Raw genomic sequence first — 16,310 nt, 5'->3', positions numbered from 1 at the left:
GCCCTGCTGCTGGGAGCGGGCGCGGCATACAGAGGTTTGTGAAATGCCAATGTAGCCGGCCGCGGGCGATCTCCGTCATCGCGCGGCTCACACCCCGCATCGCAAGTGAAAGCCGCCTGACACAGGTTCAGGCGGCTTCAGCTGAGGTCAACAATATCTGCCAGACTCTATCTGAGCCTGCCGGCTGCATGGGCGAGCATGGTGTAGACCTTGCCCGTATCCGAGGTCAGGTAGGACTGTGTGACGGTCTGGTTCGGGTCAGTTCGGGCGACGTCGGCCAGCAGCTTTTCGAAATCGCCGATATAACGGTCGACGGCGGTGCGGAATTCCGGTTCGCGGTCGTATTTGCGCTTGATCTCGTCGAAGGTCTGCTGGCCCTTCAGCGTGTAGAGGCGGCGGGTGAAGACGTCGCGCTCGCCGCGCTGGTAGCGGCGCCAGAGATCAACCGAGGCATCGTGATCAATGGCGCGGGCGATATCGACGGAGAGCGAATTCAGCGATTCCACGACATGGCGCGGATTGCGGCTGTCGTTGCTGCGCGCGGCCGGTGCGGCGGTTTCCGCCGAGCGAGCGGGAGCACGGGCCGGCGCCGCGTCCGCAGCTTCTTCACGGGATGCACCCCGCAGGAGATCGCTGATCCAGCCGCCGCTTTCCCGGGCCGGTTCCTGACGGCCCAGTTCCTGGCGAGTGGGGGCGGGCTGCTGGGCGGCTCGCTGAGGGGCGACTGCCGGAGCGGACGGCGCGATTGTTCCGCGTAGACCCGTCGCTTCGATCGGCGCAGGCGCTGCCGGCTGCGGTGGTTGGGCTGCGATCGGCTGCGTCGGGCGCGGCGCCGGCTGCGCCTGGGCAAGCGAGCGGGCGACAGGCTCGGAGAGCTCGAGCTGCTGGCTGGAGCGGCCGACAAGCTGCGAGATGTCCTGCAGCGCCTTGATCTGTTCGGCGACAGCGCGGCGCATGGCCGAGGCGCTTTCCTTGGCCTCCTCCGGCAAGTCGAAGGCGCCGCGCTTCAGTTCGGCGCGTGTAGCGTCGAGTTCATTGCGTATGTCGGCAGCAGAGCGGCGGATGTCCTCGGTGGCGCCGGAGAAGCGGCCGACGGCATCCTCGATCGCCTCGCGCAGCGATTCGCGCATGTGCTGGGCGGCACCGTCGGAGGCGCGGCCAGCTTCGCCGAGCATGCGCTCGACTTCCGACAACGAGGCGGTGAGGCCGCCGCGAATACGATTGGAGAGATCGCCGGAACGGCGTTCGACATTGGCGAAGGTGCTGTCGATCGTCGTATTGGCCTCGTTGCCGGCGCGGGTGATCGCCTCGCGCATGGTCTCGGCGGCTTCCTGAGCGCGCTTCTCGGTTTCCGTCAGAACGCGGCCGATATCGGCAAAGGAGGACTGTACACCCTCACGTAGATCACCGGTGACTTGGTTTGAACGCTGCTCGGCGCGCTCGAACACGGTCTCGATCATGCCGCCGAGCCCACGCATCGTCTTTTCGATCTCGCTCGAGCGCTGCACGAGGCTGACCGAGAGGGCCTGAAGCGCGCTCTCGCGCTCTTCGAGCGTCGACACCAAGTTGGACTGGGCCGCACCCAAAAGGTGCGAAGCTTGGGTGAGAACCTTGGAATGCTCGTCGAAGCGGCCGATAATGCTGCCGACCTGGGCCAGAGTCTGCCCGGAAATGTCGGACAGGCGGTCGACCTTGCCTTCGAGAAGCCTGGTCGAGGCGTTGACCATTTCGGCAGCCTTGGTAGCGGAGTCGGCAAAGCGGGTCGTGGTTTCGCCGAGACGCCCGTCGACACTCGTCAGCTGCTCGGCGGCGCGGTTCATCATCATCGCCATCGCCGCGCTGCTTTCCGACATGCGCTGAACCAGACCGTTGACGTTGCCGACGAGGCTGTTCTCGATGGCGCTGACGGCGTTGGCGACATTCTCGGTGCGGGCGGCAACGGCGCTTGCGAGCGCTTCGTTCTCGGCGCGCAGACGGTCCGCACTTTGGCTGGCCGCGGCGGTGATGCGGGCCGCGGCCTGCTCGCCGGCATCGGTGTAGCGATCGATGATCGGACGGGCCGTTTCGTCGAGTATACGGGTCAATTCGACAGAGCGGCCTGCCAGCATCGAGTTGAGGTCCCGGGTGCGTTCCTCAAGCGTCGAGCGAATCGAGTTGCCTCGCGCTTCGAGCGCCCGGTCGACGTCGGAAAGGGTGGTATCGATCTCACGGGCACGCTCCTCGAGATTGGAGCGGATGGCGCTGCTGCGGGCTTCGAGCGCCTTTTCAACATCCGCCATGGTGGAGGAAATCTCGCTGCCGGCCCCAGAGAGCGTCGTGCGGATGGCATTGCCACGCGCCTCGAGAGACTGACCGGCATCCGACAGGGCCCTGGAAATCGCATTAACCTGCGTGCCTACGATGGTCTCGGCCTCGGCGACCTTGTTGACAATGGCATTGCCGGCTTCCGAGAAGGTCTGGGCGACGGCAGCGGCCTGGGTTGCCAGGCGGTTCTGAGCTTCGGCGACCCGCGTGACGATCTGTGACGAGCGCTCATCCATGGTGCGGGTGAATTCGTCGCTTTTCGCATTGAGATCCTCGGCGAACTGCTGGCCGGTCTTGCCGAGCAGTTCTGTGGTTCTCGTCGCTTCGCCTTCCATTCCCTGGGCTGCTTCGGCCACCGCGCTGCGGAGCGTCGAGGCGAGGCCGGCGGCCTTGCCTTCGATGGTGCGGTTCACGGCTTCGAGGCCGACAGTCAACGCGCGATCCATGGTGGAGAGGCGTTCCTCAATGCGTTCGTTGCCGCGGTCAAGGGTTTCGCCGAGACTTGCCGTGCGGCCTTCGATCGCGCCTGCAAGCGAGGTCGTGCGGCTGTCAAGCGTCTCAGCCAGATTGGCGGTGCGGCTGTCGATGGCCTGGGTAAGATTTGCGGCGCTTCCTTCGAGTGTCGCCGAGATGCGCTGGGTGGCATCGTCACCAAGCGCGCCAAGACGGGAAATGCCGTCGGCAAGCACCCCGGAAAGCTGGCTGCTGGCAGCTTCGACCTTTTCGGCAACGCCGCCGACGCCGTCACGTATGCGGGTCTCGATGGCCGTAAGGCCGGCTTCCATACGAGAACCGGTTTGTTCGAGACGTCCCGCAAGGTTTTCGACCGACCGGTCGAGATGGGAGGATAGGCTTTCGGCGGAGCTCGAAATAGCGTTCGCTGCCTCCTGGAAGCGGCCGGCGATCTGGCCGGCGCCGGTGCGCATCCGATCTTCCAGTGTCTGGGCGCCGGCATCGATCGCCTGACGGATCGAAGCCTCACGGTCTTCCAGCGACAATTCGAGCATGCTGATGCTCGTCGCCACCGAAGTGCCGATGCTGGTCGCCTGTTCGGTCAGCGTATCGCTGATCTGCGCATGCGCCTGGTTCAGCGACAACTCGATGGCATTGCCGCGATCCTCAAGCGTCGTGCGGATGCGCTCATGGGCAGAGGCAAGCCCACCTTCGATGCGCGCCGCGGCTTCCTCGGCCAGGCCCCCGAGCCGCGCATGGGCATCGCTCAGGCGGCCATCGATCCGGCCGGTCAAGCCGCCGACGAGATCCTCAAAACGGGCACCGCCCGCATCGAGAACGCCAGAAAGCGTGGCGCTGTGCTCGGCAAGCGCGGATTCAAGCCGTCGCTGATTGTCGGCATAGGCGTTGTGGATGGCGTCCGTCTTGTCGGCAAAGGCGCCGGCGACTCGGGCCTCGGCATTGGCAACGGCTTCCATGATCGCATTGCTGCGGGCTTCGAGGGCGCTGTCGAAGCGGCTCTGGTTGTCATCGAGGGAAATGGCGAGCGCCATGGTCTTCTCGTCGAGCTTATCGGTGAGCCGGTCATGGCTTGCCGTTACCGCGCCGACGAGTGCGGCGGTGCGGTGTCCCAAGGCTTCCTCGAGGCGAACCTGACCTTCATTCAGCGAGGCGGCCAGCGCGCTAGCCTTCTGGTCGAGCACTCCATTCAGGCGTTCATGCGTGCCGGAGACCGCATTGGTGATCGCATCGGCGCCGCTCGTCAGCGTTTCCTCGAGGCGGCTCTGGCTCTCGTTCAGCGAAATGGCAAGGGCCATCGCCCGATCATCGAGCGTCTCGGACAGGCGGTCATGGGTGGCAGAAACCGCATTGAGGAACGATTCCGAGCGGCTCTCCAGAGTGTCCTGCAGGCGGCTCTGGCCTTCGTTCAAGGAGGCGGTCAGTGCCGATGCCTTCTCGTCAAGGGTTTCGGCGATACGCTCATGCGTACCGGAGACGGCCCTGAGGAAAGCTTCGGAGCGAGCTTTCAGCGTGTCTTCGATCCGCGTCTGGTTCTCGTTGAGAGAGATTGCGAGTGCCATCGCCTTCTCGTCCAGCGTTTCGGACAGACGATCATGGGTGCCGGAGACTGCATTCAGCAGGGCTGCCGATCGGGTCTGCAGCGTGTCGTCGATGCGGGCCTGGCTTTCCGTCAGCGAGATGGCAAGCGCCATCGCCTTTTCATCCAGGGTCTCAGCGAGACGGTCATGGGTGCCGGAGACGGCGTTCAGAAGGGCCGCGGAGCGGGTTTCGAGCGTATTTTCGATACGCGCCTGGGTCTCGCTCAGCGAGTTGGCAAACGCTGCCGCCTTACCTTCCAGCGTCTCGGCAAACAGGTCGTGCGTGCCGGAGACGGCATTCAGCAGGCCAGCGGAACCGGTTTCTAGCGTTTGCTCGATGCGGGCCTGGCTCTCGTTCAAGGAAATGGCCAGCGCCATTGCCTTTTCATCCAAGGTTTCGGCAAGCCGCTCGCTCGTGCCGGACACGCTGTTCAACAAGGCTTCGGCGCGGGTTCCGAGCGCGTCTTCGATGCGGGCATGGCGCTCGTCGAGCGAGGTGGTCAGGGCCGCTGCCTTCGTATCCAGCGTTTCCGACAGCCGATCATGCGTGCCGGAGACGGCGCTGAGGAAGGCAGCGGAACGGGTTTCCAACGTGTCTTCGATGCGGCTCTGGCCTTCGTTCAAGGAGATAGCAAGCGCCATCGCCTTTTCGTCGAGCGTTTCGGAGAGGCGGTCATGGGTGCCGGAAACGGCGTTGAGCAGCGCCTCGGAGCGGGTTTCCAGTGTATCCTCGATGCGGGCCTGGCTCTCGTTCAGGGAAATGGCGAGCGCCATCGCCTTTTCGTCAAGCGTTTCCGCAAGACGGTCATGGGTGCCGGAAACGGCGTTGATGATGGCGTCGGAACGCGACGTCAGCGCTTCCTCGAAGCGGCCGTGGTGGCTGGTCAGCGCATCGACCAGCGCTCCGCCGCGCTCCGCCATGACGCTGTCGATACGCTCGTGGGCTGTGCCAAGCGCTTCCCGGATTTCTGCGGCGCGCGCCGTCAGCACGCCGGTCAGTTCCGCGGCGCGGCCGCCGAAGGCCGTCGTGACCTGCTCGGTGCCAGCGGCAACGGCGGCGGTCAAATCGGTGGTGGTTGTGTGCAGCGTATCGCGGAATTCGGCCGAGCGGGCCTGAAGATTGTTCTGCAGGTCGGAGGTGCCTGATGCAAGCGCCAGCGCGATGTCAGACGTGGCGCTCTGCAGCGCCGAGGTCAGTTCGCCGGTGCGGCTGGTAAGTGCGGTGGTGATTTCTTCGGTGCGGCTGTTGAGCGTGCTCTCCAGCACTTCATGGCCGGTTGCGAGCGCAGTAGCAAGCGCCAGCGACTGGTCGGTCATCGAGGAGCCGAGCCGCTCGATGCTGGAGCTCAAGATGCCTTCGATCGAATCAGAACCGCCGGTCAGCGTCTCGTTGATGCGGGCAAGGCTCTCCATCAGCTTGGTGTCGAGCGAGCCGGTGCGCTTGTCGAAAGCGCTCGTGAATTCGGCGACCCGCTCGTCGAAGGCGGTCGACAGCTGGGCAACGGTCGTCTGCAGCCGCTCTTCAAAGAAGCCGGAACGTAGGTCGAGATCCATGACCGCGTCGTCGGCAGTGCTCTGCAGGCTCTGGCGGAAGCTTGCGCCCTTCTCGTCGAGCGCGTTGTTCAGCTTCGACAGCACGTCATCGAGCGTCCCGCCGATGGTGCGTTCGCCTGACGTCAGGCTCTCGTTGATCTCGCGGGTGCGGGCGATCAGGATCTCATTGAGCTGATGCGTGCGCTCGTTCAGAGCGGCGTTCAGCTTCTCGGTGCTGCTGTCCATGGTCGAGGCGCGCGTCTCGAACTGGCTGAGCAGCCTTTCGCCGTGTTCATTGAGGTGGGCGGTGAGCGCCTCGAGGCGGTTGTCAAATTCGGTGGCGAGCGCAAAACCGGATGCATTGAGCGTCTGGAGCAGGCTGTCGGTCTTGGCGGCCAGCAGGCTGCCCATCGACTGCAGGGCACTGTCCGATTTTTCCAGGATCGTCGCTGCGCGCGTGTCGATCAGCGAGGCGAAGGCTTCGCCCGATGTCGCAAGCCGCACTGCGATCTCTTCAGTCGCGAGCGACAGCTCTTCCTTCAACTGATCGTGGACACTGCCGATCGAGGTGCGGATGCGGTCGGCATGGTTGACGATCGCCTCCCGCTCCGAGCCGAGTTCATGGACAAGGCCGCGCACGCGCAACTCGTTGTCCGCATAGGAGCGTTCGAGCGCGTTGACTTCGGAATGGACCAGCGTTTCCAGCTCGGAAGCGCGCGCGATGGTGCGCTCGATGCCTTCGTTCATGGCGGAAACCTCGCGGCGTACCGCTTGGCCAACGGTCATGATGCGTTCGGAAGCGATGGTTTCCGGCTCGGCCAGGCGCAGTGCCACCTCTGCCATGGAGCGGGCGGCGTTGCGCATGTCCTGGGCTCGGGAGATCATGATGGCGAAAGCATAGAACATCATCACCGGAATGATGATGCCGACCAGGCCGGCAATGACGCCGGGCAGGGCGACGAGATCGGCGATCGAGCGGATCTGCCAGATCTGCGGCGCATAAAGCAGCGACATCAGGCCGAGGCCCGCCATGACCCAAAGCACGGAAAACAGGGTGGCGGTTCGCACCGCCGAGCGGCTGGAGGCGCCGTCGAAGGATTTTAGGATCGAAGCGGGCGTGTTGCGGCTGGCATCATTGGCGGGGGCGAAGGCCGGAGCCCTGGAAGCCTGCTCGGCCCCGGCGCCGCGGCGGCTGCGACGCTGCGCTTCTTCCTGGGCCTGCTGGTTACGCGCATTCGATGGATCAGACACATTACCCTCCGGCGCCTGGGGCGCGTCGCCGCGGCGAGACGGCACATTGTCCTTGCCGAAGTCGATCTGGAGCGCCTCGTCCAACGCCTTGAACGCCTTGTCCTCGATCGACTCATTATACTTGTTATTCGCCATTCGGTTACGCCTCGTTACTGTCGGCCGGCCCGGCAGCGCATCCCGGCTTCCGCCTTGTCCGGGAACAACTTTGCCGTTACGGCCTTCCATCCCAACCGCGGACGGATAAGCATGTCATTTCAGAGTAGATAGCCGTTTTTTCAAACGGAAGGTATCAAAACACTACCATTATCCACTCACTCGGCAAAGGCGCGTACCATAAACCCGCTCCACCAGTATCGTAGTGACACATCTGGGCTCTGCACACAATTAATGAAGGCTTGAGATTTGCGGGCCGTTAACGCGTTGTTAACACCTTTGAATCCGGCGCGCCGCTTAAAAACCAATAATTTAGGGACATTTAACAAACGTTAACCATATGGTGAGATTTCCGCGCCCGATGTGCCGGAATTTAACGCGATGGCCACCCTCCTGACGCAGAACTGTAGCAAGTGCGGACGACATGAGACGGGAGAAATGGCAAATGGCGGCCCAGATGGCAGCATTGAAGATCGTATTCGAGGCGCCGGATAATGCAAAGGGGCCGTGTCCCTCGAAGGTCCGGCCGATCGATCTCGTCCATCTCGCAAAGCAGACGATGGGCGACAAATCGTTGGAAATCGAAGTCCTTCAGATGTTTGCGCGCCAGGCACGGGCGTGCCTTCAAGATATGGCGAGCGGCGAAACCGTGCGTGTCGGGGCGGCCGCTCACCGGCTGAAAGGTGCGGCGAGTTCAGTGGGCGCTTTCCACGTGTCGCAGACGGCTGAGGTCGTCGAGGAGACCGGCGGCGATGCCATCGCGATGGCGGCGCTCGGTGCTGCCGTCCTCGAAGCCGAGAATTTCATTCTCAAGCTCTGCCGCGGCTAACCTCCAAGTCTTCGCTGATCGAATGAGGCCCGTTGTTTCATTGCGGAACCACGGGTCTTTTTGCGACGTCCCAGATGACGCTTTGAAGACGGTGGACGAAGGTCCGATCTGCGAGGTTATGGCGGATTTCCGATTGTTGACTGACGCGTCGAATTATCGGAAGAAAATCCGCCCATCCATTTGAAGACCGGAAATAGTCCTGATGCCTAAACTTACCATCGTCGCCTTCGACGGCACGCGCTTCGACCTCGACGTCGACCAAGGCTCCACCGTTATGGAGAATGCCGTGCGCAATTCGGTGCCCGGCATCGAGGCCGAATGCGGCGGCGCCTGCGCCTGTGCCACCTGTCACGTGTATGTCGACGAGGAATGGACCGAGAAGGTCGGTCAGCCGGAAGCGATGGAAGAGGATATGCTCGACTTCGCCTTCGATGTCCGCCCCACCTCGCGGCTCTCCTGTCAGATTCGGATGAAAGCCGTCTATGATGGGCTCGTAGTGCACGTGCCCGAACGCCAGGCCTGACGGGTTCCGCGCTTCGCCTGGGCATAGCCGGAAATCGGAACCGACTTTCGGAAAGCCCGATGCGCAGATCCTGATTGTCAGAGCGTCCTTTGCGCGTCGAAAGGACGCACGGCGCTCAGAGTGCGAATATTCGACATCACTCACCACAAAAAAGACGCCTCGCGCGCTGGTGCGAGCGAGGCGAGGCGGGCGCATTACCAACGGATGAGGGAGGAACATCCGCGGCTTCGGAACGCGCCAGGAGAACCCAGCGAGGAAAGTCCAGATGCCGTACCTGAACTTTCGAATGTGTTCATATTAACGCGTTCCGGTTGAGTCTGCCAGGATGAAAAATGACCATTAACACGTTGGGAATGGGGTAAGTTTCGCACAAGTTTCGTTGCGCAGCTAAGTTTTTCTGCTCGTCACCGGCCTTAAAAAGCCTTAGTTTGCGCCGACTCGACCGTTGATTCGATTTTTCAACAGCCGCAACATGCGCTTCTGGAAGTTGACCGCCTCCACCCGGTCGAATCGCGCCTGCAGCCGATCGTGCTCCTCTATACCGCGAGCTGATTCGTTTGAGACGAGCTCCTGCATGGCCTCGCAGCTGCGCTGCTGCGGCAATGCGCGGATGGCGCGCTCCATGGCGCGGGCCTGATCTCTGGCGATCTCGGCATGACGCTCCTCGTGGCGCTTGATGTCGCTCGAAAGTGCGTCCCATATCATCGACAGCTCCTTGCTGGCACCCCTGCGGCTCTTCCAGCGCGGCAGGATGATTTGGGTGTGGACCGTAACCTTGACGTTGCCGACGCGGCATCGGCCATTATCCTGGATATAAGTAGCCTCGCCGCCGAAGCGTATCTTGGTGGCGCCTGGATGGCGCGACGACGAGCCGCTCGCCGTCGGGCCGCGCCGGCTGAGTTCGCGGTCGAGCTCATCCGCGGTTTTGCCGCGGATATCGAAATAGGAATAGCTTTTCGATGCGATCACTTCCGCTGCCGCCGGACTGCCGAGAGCAAGAGCAATGGAAAAGGCGACAGGAAGGCACATATAACGCATTGCAAGCGGCATTCTCAACGCAACCCATGTTGAAATCGACAGGAGCTTGGGGCATAGCCACCGCAAGCGCAATATCGGATGACGGCTTTTTTCGTCATCAATAGGATAAGTCTGGTGACAGGGCTCGAAGGCAGTTTATGGCGTGTGGGCCATGGCCGGGAAATCGAACTCGGCCGTCGCTCGGCGATCATGGCGATCATCAACGTGACGCCGGACTCCTTCTCCGACGGCGGACGTTTTGATACCGTCGATGCCGCCGTTGAACACGCGCTGCAGGCGGTCAGCGACGGTGCCGCGATCGTTGACATCGGCGGTGAATCGACCCGTCCGGGCGCGGCGCCGGTCAGCCCTTCGGAAGAGCAGGCGCGGGTGTTGCCCGTCATCGAGGCGCTACGCGGTCGAACCGAGGCGCTGATCTCGATCGACACCTATCGTGCCGAGACGGCGCGGCTTGCAGTCGGCGCCGGCGCCCATATTGTCAACGACGTCTCCGGACTGCAGAAAGATGCAGGTGTTGCGGATTTGGCCGCGGCCACAGGGGCGGGGCTCTGCATCATGCATACCGGCCGCGACAGGGTCAAACTTGCCGATGTAATCGCTGACCAGGTGCATTTCCTCGAGCGATCGCTTGCGATCGCCGCCGCAGCCGGCGTCAACAGCGACCGGATCGTGCTCGATCCGGGCTTCGGTTTCGCCAAGGAGACTGCGGAGGAGAACATGGAGCTGATGGCGCGGTTTTCCGAACTTTTGCGGTTCGGCCTGCCGTTGCTTGCCGGCACGTCACGCAAACGCTTCCTCGGCGCCGTGACGGGGCGCGAGGCGGCGGAGAGGGACGCGGCGACGGCCGCGACCAGCGTGCTGCTCAGGCTTCAAGGGGCTGCGGTTTTCCGGGTGCACAATGTCGCAATCAACAGGGATGCGCTTGATATCGCCGATGCTATGCTCAATACGCGCCAGGAATTCGAGAGGAAGCGGCCGACATGACCACCTACACGATCACGCTGCAGAACTGCGCCTTCTTCGCGCGCCACGGCGTGCATGACGAAGAGGAATTCCTCGGCCAGCGCTTCTTCGTCGATGCCGAGCTCGATGTCGTCGCGGGCAAGGCGCTTGAAAGCGATTCGATCGACGACACCGTCAATTACGGCATCGCCTTCACAGTGATCGAAGAAATCGTCACCGGCAAGCGACGCTATCTCATCGAAGCTCTGGCGCTCGATATCGCCAAGGGGCTCTGTCAGAAATTTCCACAGGTGCGGCGGGCGAAGATCACGGTGCGCAAGCCGAACGCGCCAGTGCCCGGCGTGCTCGATTTCGTGCAGGTGAGTGTTGAACACTTTGCCTGAGGCTGCATCGCAATCCGCCACACTCGGTCTCGGCGGCAATATCGGCGATCCGGTAACAGCGATGGCCGCGGCGCTGCAGAGGCTGGATGGGCGCGACGACTGTCGTGTCACCGCCGTGTCGCGGCTCTATCGCACGCCGCCCTGGGGCAAAACCGACCAATCATTCTTCTTCAATGCCTGCGCTGCCATCGAAACCCGGCTAGCTGCGGAGGCGTTGCTCGATGTCTGCCTTTCGATCGAGCGGGAGATGAAACGCGAGCGTATCGAGCGTTGGGGGCCGCGCACGCTCGATATCGACGTGCTGACCTATGGCGACGTCGCCCAGCAGGCGCCGCGGCTGGAGTTGCCGCATCCGCGTATGACCGATCGCGGTTTCGTCCTGATGCCGCTTGCCGATATCGCCCCTGGGCTCGTTGTCAGGGGCCGGCCGGTCAGCGACTGGCTCCTCGAGGCTGACGTGACCGGCATCGAGGTCGCTGATGTCAGCGGCGAGTGGTGGCGGAGCGCCTGAGGCTCTAAAACGTGAAACGGCGGTAAACCCGCCGCTTCAGGAAAACCCCTCATGCAGTCCGTCTACTGGATCGAGCCGACGGCCATTTCATCGACCTGACGGGTCAATGTCAGGCCGATAACCGGTATCATCTGGCTTTCGACCTTGACCGATACGGTGACATTCATCGTCTTGTCATCACGGACGCGAGCGATCATCGCGCCGTTCAGCTTGGCGCGGTTGATGCCGACCACGACAGTATCCTCGGTGACCGCGCCGGAGACAACGTCAAGCCCCTTGCCGGCGGCGCCGTCGAGGAACTTGCCCTTGTAGGTCGAGCCCGACTGCGAGATGACGGCGGTCATCGGCTGCTTGAAGACGCCGACGCGGCAGGTGCCGTCGAGCTTGATGCCGGCAGTGCTGTCGCCGGTCGGTTCACCGGTCAGGTTGCAGGTGAATTTCGTGCCCTTGTACTTGCCGGCGACGATCTCGCCGGGCCCTTTCCAGGAACCGGTGACGGATTCGAAGAAGGCCTTGTCGCGGGTTGCGGCAGTGGCTGCCGGAGCGACGTCTGCGACGGGCGACAATGCCGCGGCGGCGAGGCCGCATACGAAGAGAAACTGGCGCGAATACATGGATTTTCCTTGGCAAACACCACTCACGAACTGCTGCCAAGTTTTGCCGAAGAATGGTTAATCCTTCCTTTCGATTGTGCCGAAATGCGAGGGATTGCGTTTCTCTCCCGCCGCGCGGATTTTAAGATCTGGCAACTATGCTGTTGAACCTGCTCGGTTTCGCCAACTTCAACTACGGGAGGGCGTAAGCTGAGGGATGGTCTCGTCAGTTAAGGATTGTTGCCGCGCGGCGACATTGACGGCGTGAGATCCCCGATAAAATCGCCGATTCCCGGTCGCCTCACCGCACGAAAGGCAAGCGGGCGACACAGATCCATCGCCGCGATTCCGATGCGAGCAGTCATCAGGCCGTTGATAACGCCTTCGCCGAGTCGGGCCGACAGCTTCGATGCCAGCCCATGGCCGAGCACCTGCTGGACGAGACTATCGCCGACTGCGATCGAGCCAGTGACAGCGAGATGGGCCAACACGTCACGCAGCAGGCGGAACATGCCCAGCGTGCCGGGGCGGCCTCCGTAGAGCTCGGCCATGGCGCGGATGAGGCGTACGGACTCGTAGAGCACATAAAGCAGATCGACGATCGCGCGCGGGCTAACGGCGGTGACGATCGAGACGCGCTTGGAGGCGTTGACGATGAGGGCCCGCGCTTTGCGGTCGAGCGGGGCGAGCAGCTCGCGCTCGGCCAGGGCGATCAGATGCGGGGGATCGATGACCTCGCCCTCGGTCGCCGTCAGCGTCGCGCGGCCTTTCGCTGTCTCGGGATTGGCCGCAAGAAGCGTGGTGAGTCGCGCAACGACGGCACGCGCCTTCGCCGGCCGTGTCTCCAGGATCGCCGCCTCTGCTTCGGCCTTGATTTCCTGGACAGCGGCAAGGCGCATCATCCCCGCGGTCTCGCGGATGACGAGGGCAAGTACAGCGAGGATACCGATGGCGAGCACGCCAAGAGCTGCATAACCTAGCCAGTCGGCGCGGGTGAAGAGATCGCGAATCAGCCGGTCGGTCCAGAGGCCGAGCCCGAGCGACAGCAGGATGCCAAAGGCGCCAAGGGCGATCTTGCCGAAGGAGGTGCGCCGCTTGCGCGGCGTTGCCACCGGCACTGCGCTCAGATCCCGATCGGGATTGATGAAGGGATCCTCCTCGTCGGGCGTCAGAACGATGTCGTCCGCGAAGCTTTCCGGTTTGCGCCGGCCTTGCTGTTGCCCGCCGTTGTCGCGCGGCTCGGCAGCCTCATCCTCATAGGCGAAGGCGGCGGGCGGGCGGCGCGGCAAATCGGAAGGGGGCTTGCTCATGCGAGACGGTCTCCGAACAGGAACTGCATGGCGCGGTCGAGGCGGATATGGGGTACTGACAGCTTGATGCCGCCGCCGGTCTCCTCCAGATGCGGCGGGCGGAATCTGACGACGTTAACGTCGGGGAGGGTGTCGGCGGTCTCGCCTGAGGGGATTCGATCGAACAGGCTTTCCGGATCCTGCGGCAGGTCTCCGGGGAAAATTGCAGTCTTTCTCTGGCCGTCGAATCGCTCGCCTGCGATGGTTTCGCCCTCCATCGGCGTGCCGACGATGACAGGCAGGTCATGGCCGTTGCGTTTGACCGAAGCCTCGCGCGTGGCGCGCACGGAAGCGAGCGCCATCACATCGATGCCGGCTCCCGCCATGCCGATGCGGGCGATGGCGCGATCGACGAGGCGGCGGGTCAGCGCATCGAGCCGATCATGGCTCTCATGATGAAGATGGTCGGCTTTGGTGGCGGCGACCAGCACGCGATCGATGCGGCGCCCCAGCAGCGAGGAGAGCAGCGAGTTGGTGCCGGGGCGGAAGCAGGCAAGCACATCGGTCAGCGCGCGTTCCAGATCCTGGACGGCTTCGGGGCCGCGGTTCATTGCCTGCAGCGCGTCGACGAGCACGATCTGGCGGTCGAGCCGGGCGAAGTGCTCGCGGAAGAAGGGTTTGACGACGACGGATTTATAGGCCTCATAGCGTCGCTCCATCATCGGCCAGAGCGAGCCGCGATCGGGACGCGCGCCCGGCGGCAGGACGAGTGGCGCGAAGGTCAGCGCGGGCGAGCCGTCGAGATCGCCGGGCAGAAGCAGGCGCCCCGGTGGCAAGGTGGAGAGCGAGCGATCGTCGGCCTTGCAGGCCTTGAGATAATCGGCAAAGGCGGTGGCAAGCTCGCGGGCCACCATCTCGTCGGCGCCGGCATTGATATCGGCGGCACGTGTCAGCGCCAGCCATTGCCGCGACAGTTCGGAGCGAACGCCGATTTGCGCAAGCGCGATCGTCTCCTCGCTGAAGGCGCGATAGTCCTTGCCGAGCAGCGGCAGGTCGAGCAGCCATTCGCCGGGATAATCGACGATATCGATCGAAAGCCGGCCGGGTGAGAACAGGCGGTTCCAGCCGCTGGCGCTCTGATAATCGAGCGTGATGCGCAGTTCGGAAATGGCCCGGGTCGAATCCGGCCAGACGCGGTCCTTCACCAGCGCCCGGATATGATCCTCATATTGAAAGCGGGGCACGGCATCGTCAGGCTGCGGCTCCAGCCGCACGGCGGAAACGCGCCCCGACTGCACCGGCTCGAACAGCGGCAGCCGACCGCCATGCAGGAGATTGTGAACAAGCGAGGAGATGAAGACCGTCTTGCCGGAACGAGAGAGGCCGGTGACGCCGAGCCGCACGGTTGGATTGACGAGGCCGCTTGCCCTGTCGGCGAGATTATCAAACGCGATGCGGGCGTCGTCGGCGAGGGATGTCAGGCGTGGCGGCAAGGCGCAATTCCGGTTGATGATTGCCAGGAATATAGGAAGACCGGGCCGCCCGAAAAAGAAGCGGATTCAGAGCATTTCCATTTTTCTTCGGATTTCGAAAATCCCCTATCTTCTTGTTTTAACGCAATTCCGGACGCAAAATCGCTGCACAGTTTTGCTGGAATTGCCCTGGAGACTTCAGGCGACGAGAAAATCGACAAGGCGCCAAGCGGTCACGGAGGCGTCGAAATCGAGAACGGCGAGGCCTGCCGTCGGGAAGCCGGCGGGAAGTGCGTTGACTATAGCCTGGTGGCCGATCAGCGCCTCAAGCGCCTGCTCGATGGTCGGGTTGTGGCCGACCAGCATGACGGCGGCCTCATCCTGCGCATCGACGATTTCGAGATAGGTATCGACCGTAGCATTGTAGAGCGCGTCGACGTAACGCACGTCCAGCGTCACACCCATCGCCCGATGGACGGCATCGGCGGTGTCGCGGCACCGTAGCGCCGTCGAGCTGATCAGAAGATCGGGACGGTAGCCCTTATCAGCGGCCTTGTCGGCGATGATTTCTGCATCGCCATACCCTTTTTCGTTGAGCGGCCGGTCGAAATCGCGCTGTCCGGGTTCGGCCCAGGCGGCCTCGGCATGACGCAGGAGAAAGATTCGATTGGGGGGAGGCAGCGGTACGGTCATGGGCAAATCCAGGATCGGCGGGCCTTTTCAGTAGCGGTTGCGATCATCCGCCGTCAACCGCCAGCCATGCCGCGCCCGCCGAAAACCTGGCTGACAACACGGCGTTTTGAAGGCGAAGCAAAAATTGCGAGCTCGAATAATCATGAGAAAATAGCCCGTTAGCCGAAAATTGTAACAGATTTAAAAATCTGTTTAGCTGTCGTATTTGGCTTGAATCGCGGCTAGCGCTTGGGATATACACCCCGCCAGATGAGATGTTCTTCAGGAGAATCGCGTTGAGTGAGAAGATCGATCTTAGCAATTACGTTCCCTCGGAAGAGGAAGAGTTCATGAACGTAAACCAGCGTGCCTACTTCAGGGCGAAGCTGGTCGCCTGGAAAAACGATATCCTTAGAGAAGCGCGCGAAACACTCGACCATCTGGCTGAGGAAAGCGCAAACCATCCCGATCTCGCCGACAGGGCGTCGTCGGAAACCGACAGGGCGATCGAACTTCGCGCCCGCGACCGGCAGAGAAAGCTGATTTCCAAGATCGACGCGGCGCTGCAGCGCATCGAAGACGGCACCTACGGCTATTGTGAAGAAACCGGCGAACCAATCGGTCTCAAGCGTCTCGACGCCCGTCCGATTGCGACGCTGTCGATCGAGGCGCAGGAGCGCCACGAGCGTCGCGAAAAGGTCTACCGCGACGAATGACAATTCCCATGCAGGCATGAGCCATATTA

The 16,310-nt window shown here is 62.7% G+C and carries 12 protein-coding genes; 6 read left to right on the top strand and 6 right to left on the bottom strand.

Annotated features, from left to right (window positions below; translation table 11 throughout):
* Nucleotides 1-167: 167 nt before the first annotated feature.
* Entirely contained in the window at nucleotides 168-7,274 is a 7,107-nt protein-coding gene (locus FFR93_RS26260; RefSeq protein WP_138395309.1) for a hypothetical protein, read from the bottom strand.
* A gap of 463 nt (nucleotides 7,275-7,737) precedes the next feature.
* On the opposite strand from FFR93_RS26260, the gene FFR93_RS26255 reads away from it, so the two are divergent.
* Together FFR93_RS26255 and FFR93_RS26250 are read left to right on the top strand one after the other, a co-directional pair.
* Nucleotides 7,738-8,121: an Hpt domain-containing protein gene (locus tag FFR93_RS26255; protein WP_082930498.1), complete on the top strand. Its 384-nt coding sequence runs from the start codon at nucleotides 7,738-7,740 to the stop codon at nucleotides 8,119-8,121.
* Between the two features lie 202 nt (nucleotides 8,122-8,323).
* On the top strand, nucleotides 8,324-8,644 hold the full coding sequence (locus FFR93_RS26250) for a 2Fe-2S iron-sulfur cluster-binding protein (protein WP_003540151.1): 321 nt from the start codon (nucleotides 8,324-8,326) through the stop codon (nucleotides 8,642-8,644).
* A gap of 423 nt (nucleotides 8,645-9,067) precedes the next feature.
* Here FFR93_RS26250 and FFR93_RS26245 read toward each other — a convergent pair whose 3' ends face one another.
* Nucleotides 9,068-9,694, bottom strand: coding sequence for a DUF922 domain-containing protein (locus tag FFR93_RS26245; RefSeq protein WP_138395308.1), 627 nt, complete (start codon nucleotides 9,692-9,694; stop codon nucleotides 9,068-9,070).
* A 102-nt stretch (nucleotides 9,695-9,796) separates the two neighbouring features.
* Between FFR93_RS26245 and folP the strand changes: the two genes are divergently transcribed.
* The 3 genes from folP to folK are packed head-to-tail and all read left to right on the top strand — an operon-like array spanning nucleotide 9,797 to nucleotide 11,539.
* Entirely contained in the window at nucleotides 9,797-10,666 is an 870-nt protein-coding gene (folP, locus tag FFR93_RS26240; protein WP_138395307.1) for a dihydropteroate synthase, read from the top strand.
* Nucleotides 10,663-11,028: a dihydroneopterin aldolase gene (folB, locus tag FFR93_RS26235; RefSeq protein WP_138395306.1), complete on the top strand. Its 366-nt coding sequence runs from the start codon at nucleotides 10,663-10,665 to the stop codon at nucleotides 11,026-11,028. The genes folP and folB overlap by 4 nt, the downstream gene beginning before the upstream one ends.
* Nucleotides 11,021-11,539, top strand: a complete 519-nt coding sequence (gene folK / locus FFR93_RS26230) for a 2-amino-4-hydroxy-6-hydroxymethyldihydropteridine diphosphokinase (protein ID WP_138395381.1) — start codon at nucleotides 11,021-11,023, stop codon at nucleotides 11,537-11,539. Before folB ends, folK begins: the two co-directional genes overlap by 8 nt.
* 62 nt (nucleotides 11,540-11,601) lie before the next feature.
* Here folK and FFR93_RS26225 read toward each other — a convergent pair whose 3' ends face one another.
* The 4 genes from FFR93_RS26225 to FFR93_RS26210 all read right to left on the bottom strand — a co-directional run bounded on the left by FFR93_RS26225 (nucleotide 11,602) and on the right by FFR93_RS26210 (nucleotide 15,586).
* Nucleotides 11,602-12,153, bottom strand: coding sequence for a hypothetical protein (locus FFR93_RS26225; RefSeq protein ID WP_064705144.1), 552 nt, complete (start codon nucleotides 12,151-12,153; stop codon nucleotides 11,602-11,604).
* Between the two features lie 209 nt (nucleotides 12,154-12,362).
* Nucleotides 12,363-13,442 carry a TIGR01620 family protein gene (locus FFR93_RS26220; RefSeq protein WP_138395305.1) on the bottom strand — a complete coding sequence of 360 codons (1,080 nt, stop codon included), beginning with the start codon at nucleotides 13,440-13,442 and terminating at the stop codon, nucleotides 12,363-12,365.
* Nucleotides 13,439-14,914, bottom strand: coding sequence for a YcjX family protein (locus FFR93_RS26215; RefSeq protein WP_138395304.1), 1,476 nt, complete (start codon nucleotides 14,912-14,914; stop codon nucleotides 13,439-13,441). The genes FFR93_RS26220 and FFR93_RS26215 overlap by 4 nt, the downstream gene beginning before the upstream one ends.
* A gap of 177 nt (nucleotides 14,915-15,091) precedes the next feature.
* Entirely contained in the window at nucleotides 15,092-15,586 is a 495-nt protein-coding gene (locus tag FFR93_RS26210) for a histidine phosphatase family protein (RefSeq protein WP_064705141.1), read from the bottom strand.
* A 275-nt stretch (nucleotides 15,587-15,861) separates the two neighbouring features.
* Between FFR93_RS26210 and dksA the strand changes: the two genes are divergently transcribed.
* Nucleotides 15,862-16,281 (top strand): RNA polymerase-binding protein DksA, encoded by a 420-nt coding sequence (dksA, locus tag FFR93_RS26205; protein WP_008525884.1) that lies wholly within the window; start codon nucleotides 15,862-15,864, stop codon nucleotides 16,279-16,281.
* The last annotated feature ends 29 nt before the right edge of the window (nucleotides 16,282-16,310 follow it).

Source organism: Rhizobium sp. MHM7A, assembly GCF_005862215.1.
GTDB lineage: Bacteria > Pseudomonadota > Alphaproteobacteria > Rhizobiales > Rhizobiaceae > Rhizobium > Rhizobium bangladeshense.
The sequence above is the reverse complement of the archived record's forward strand: the minus strand, read 5'-3'. Positions and strand labels throughout refer to the sequence as shown.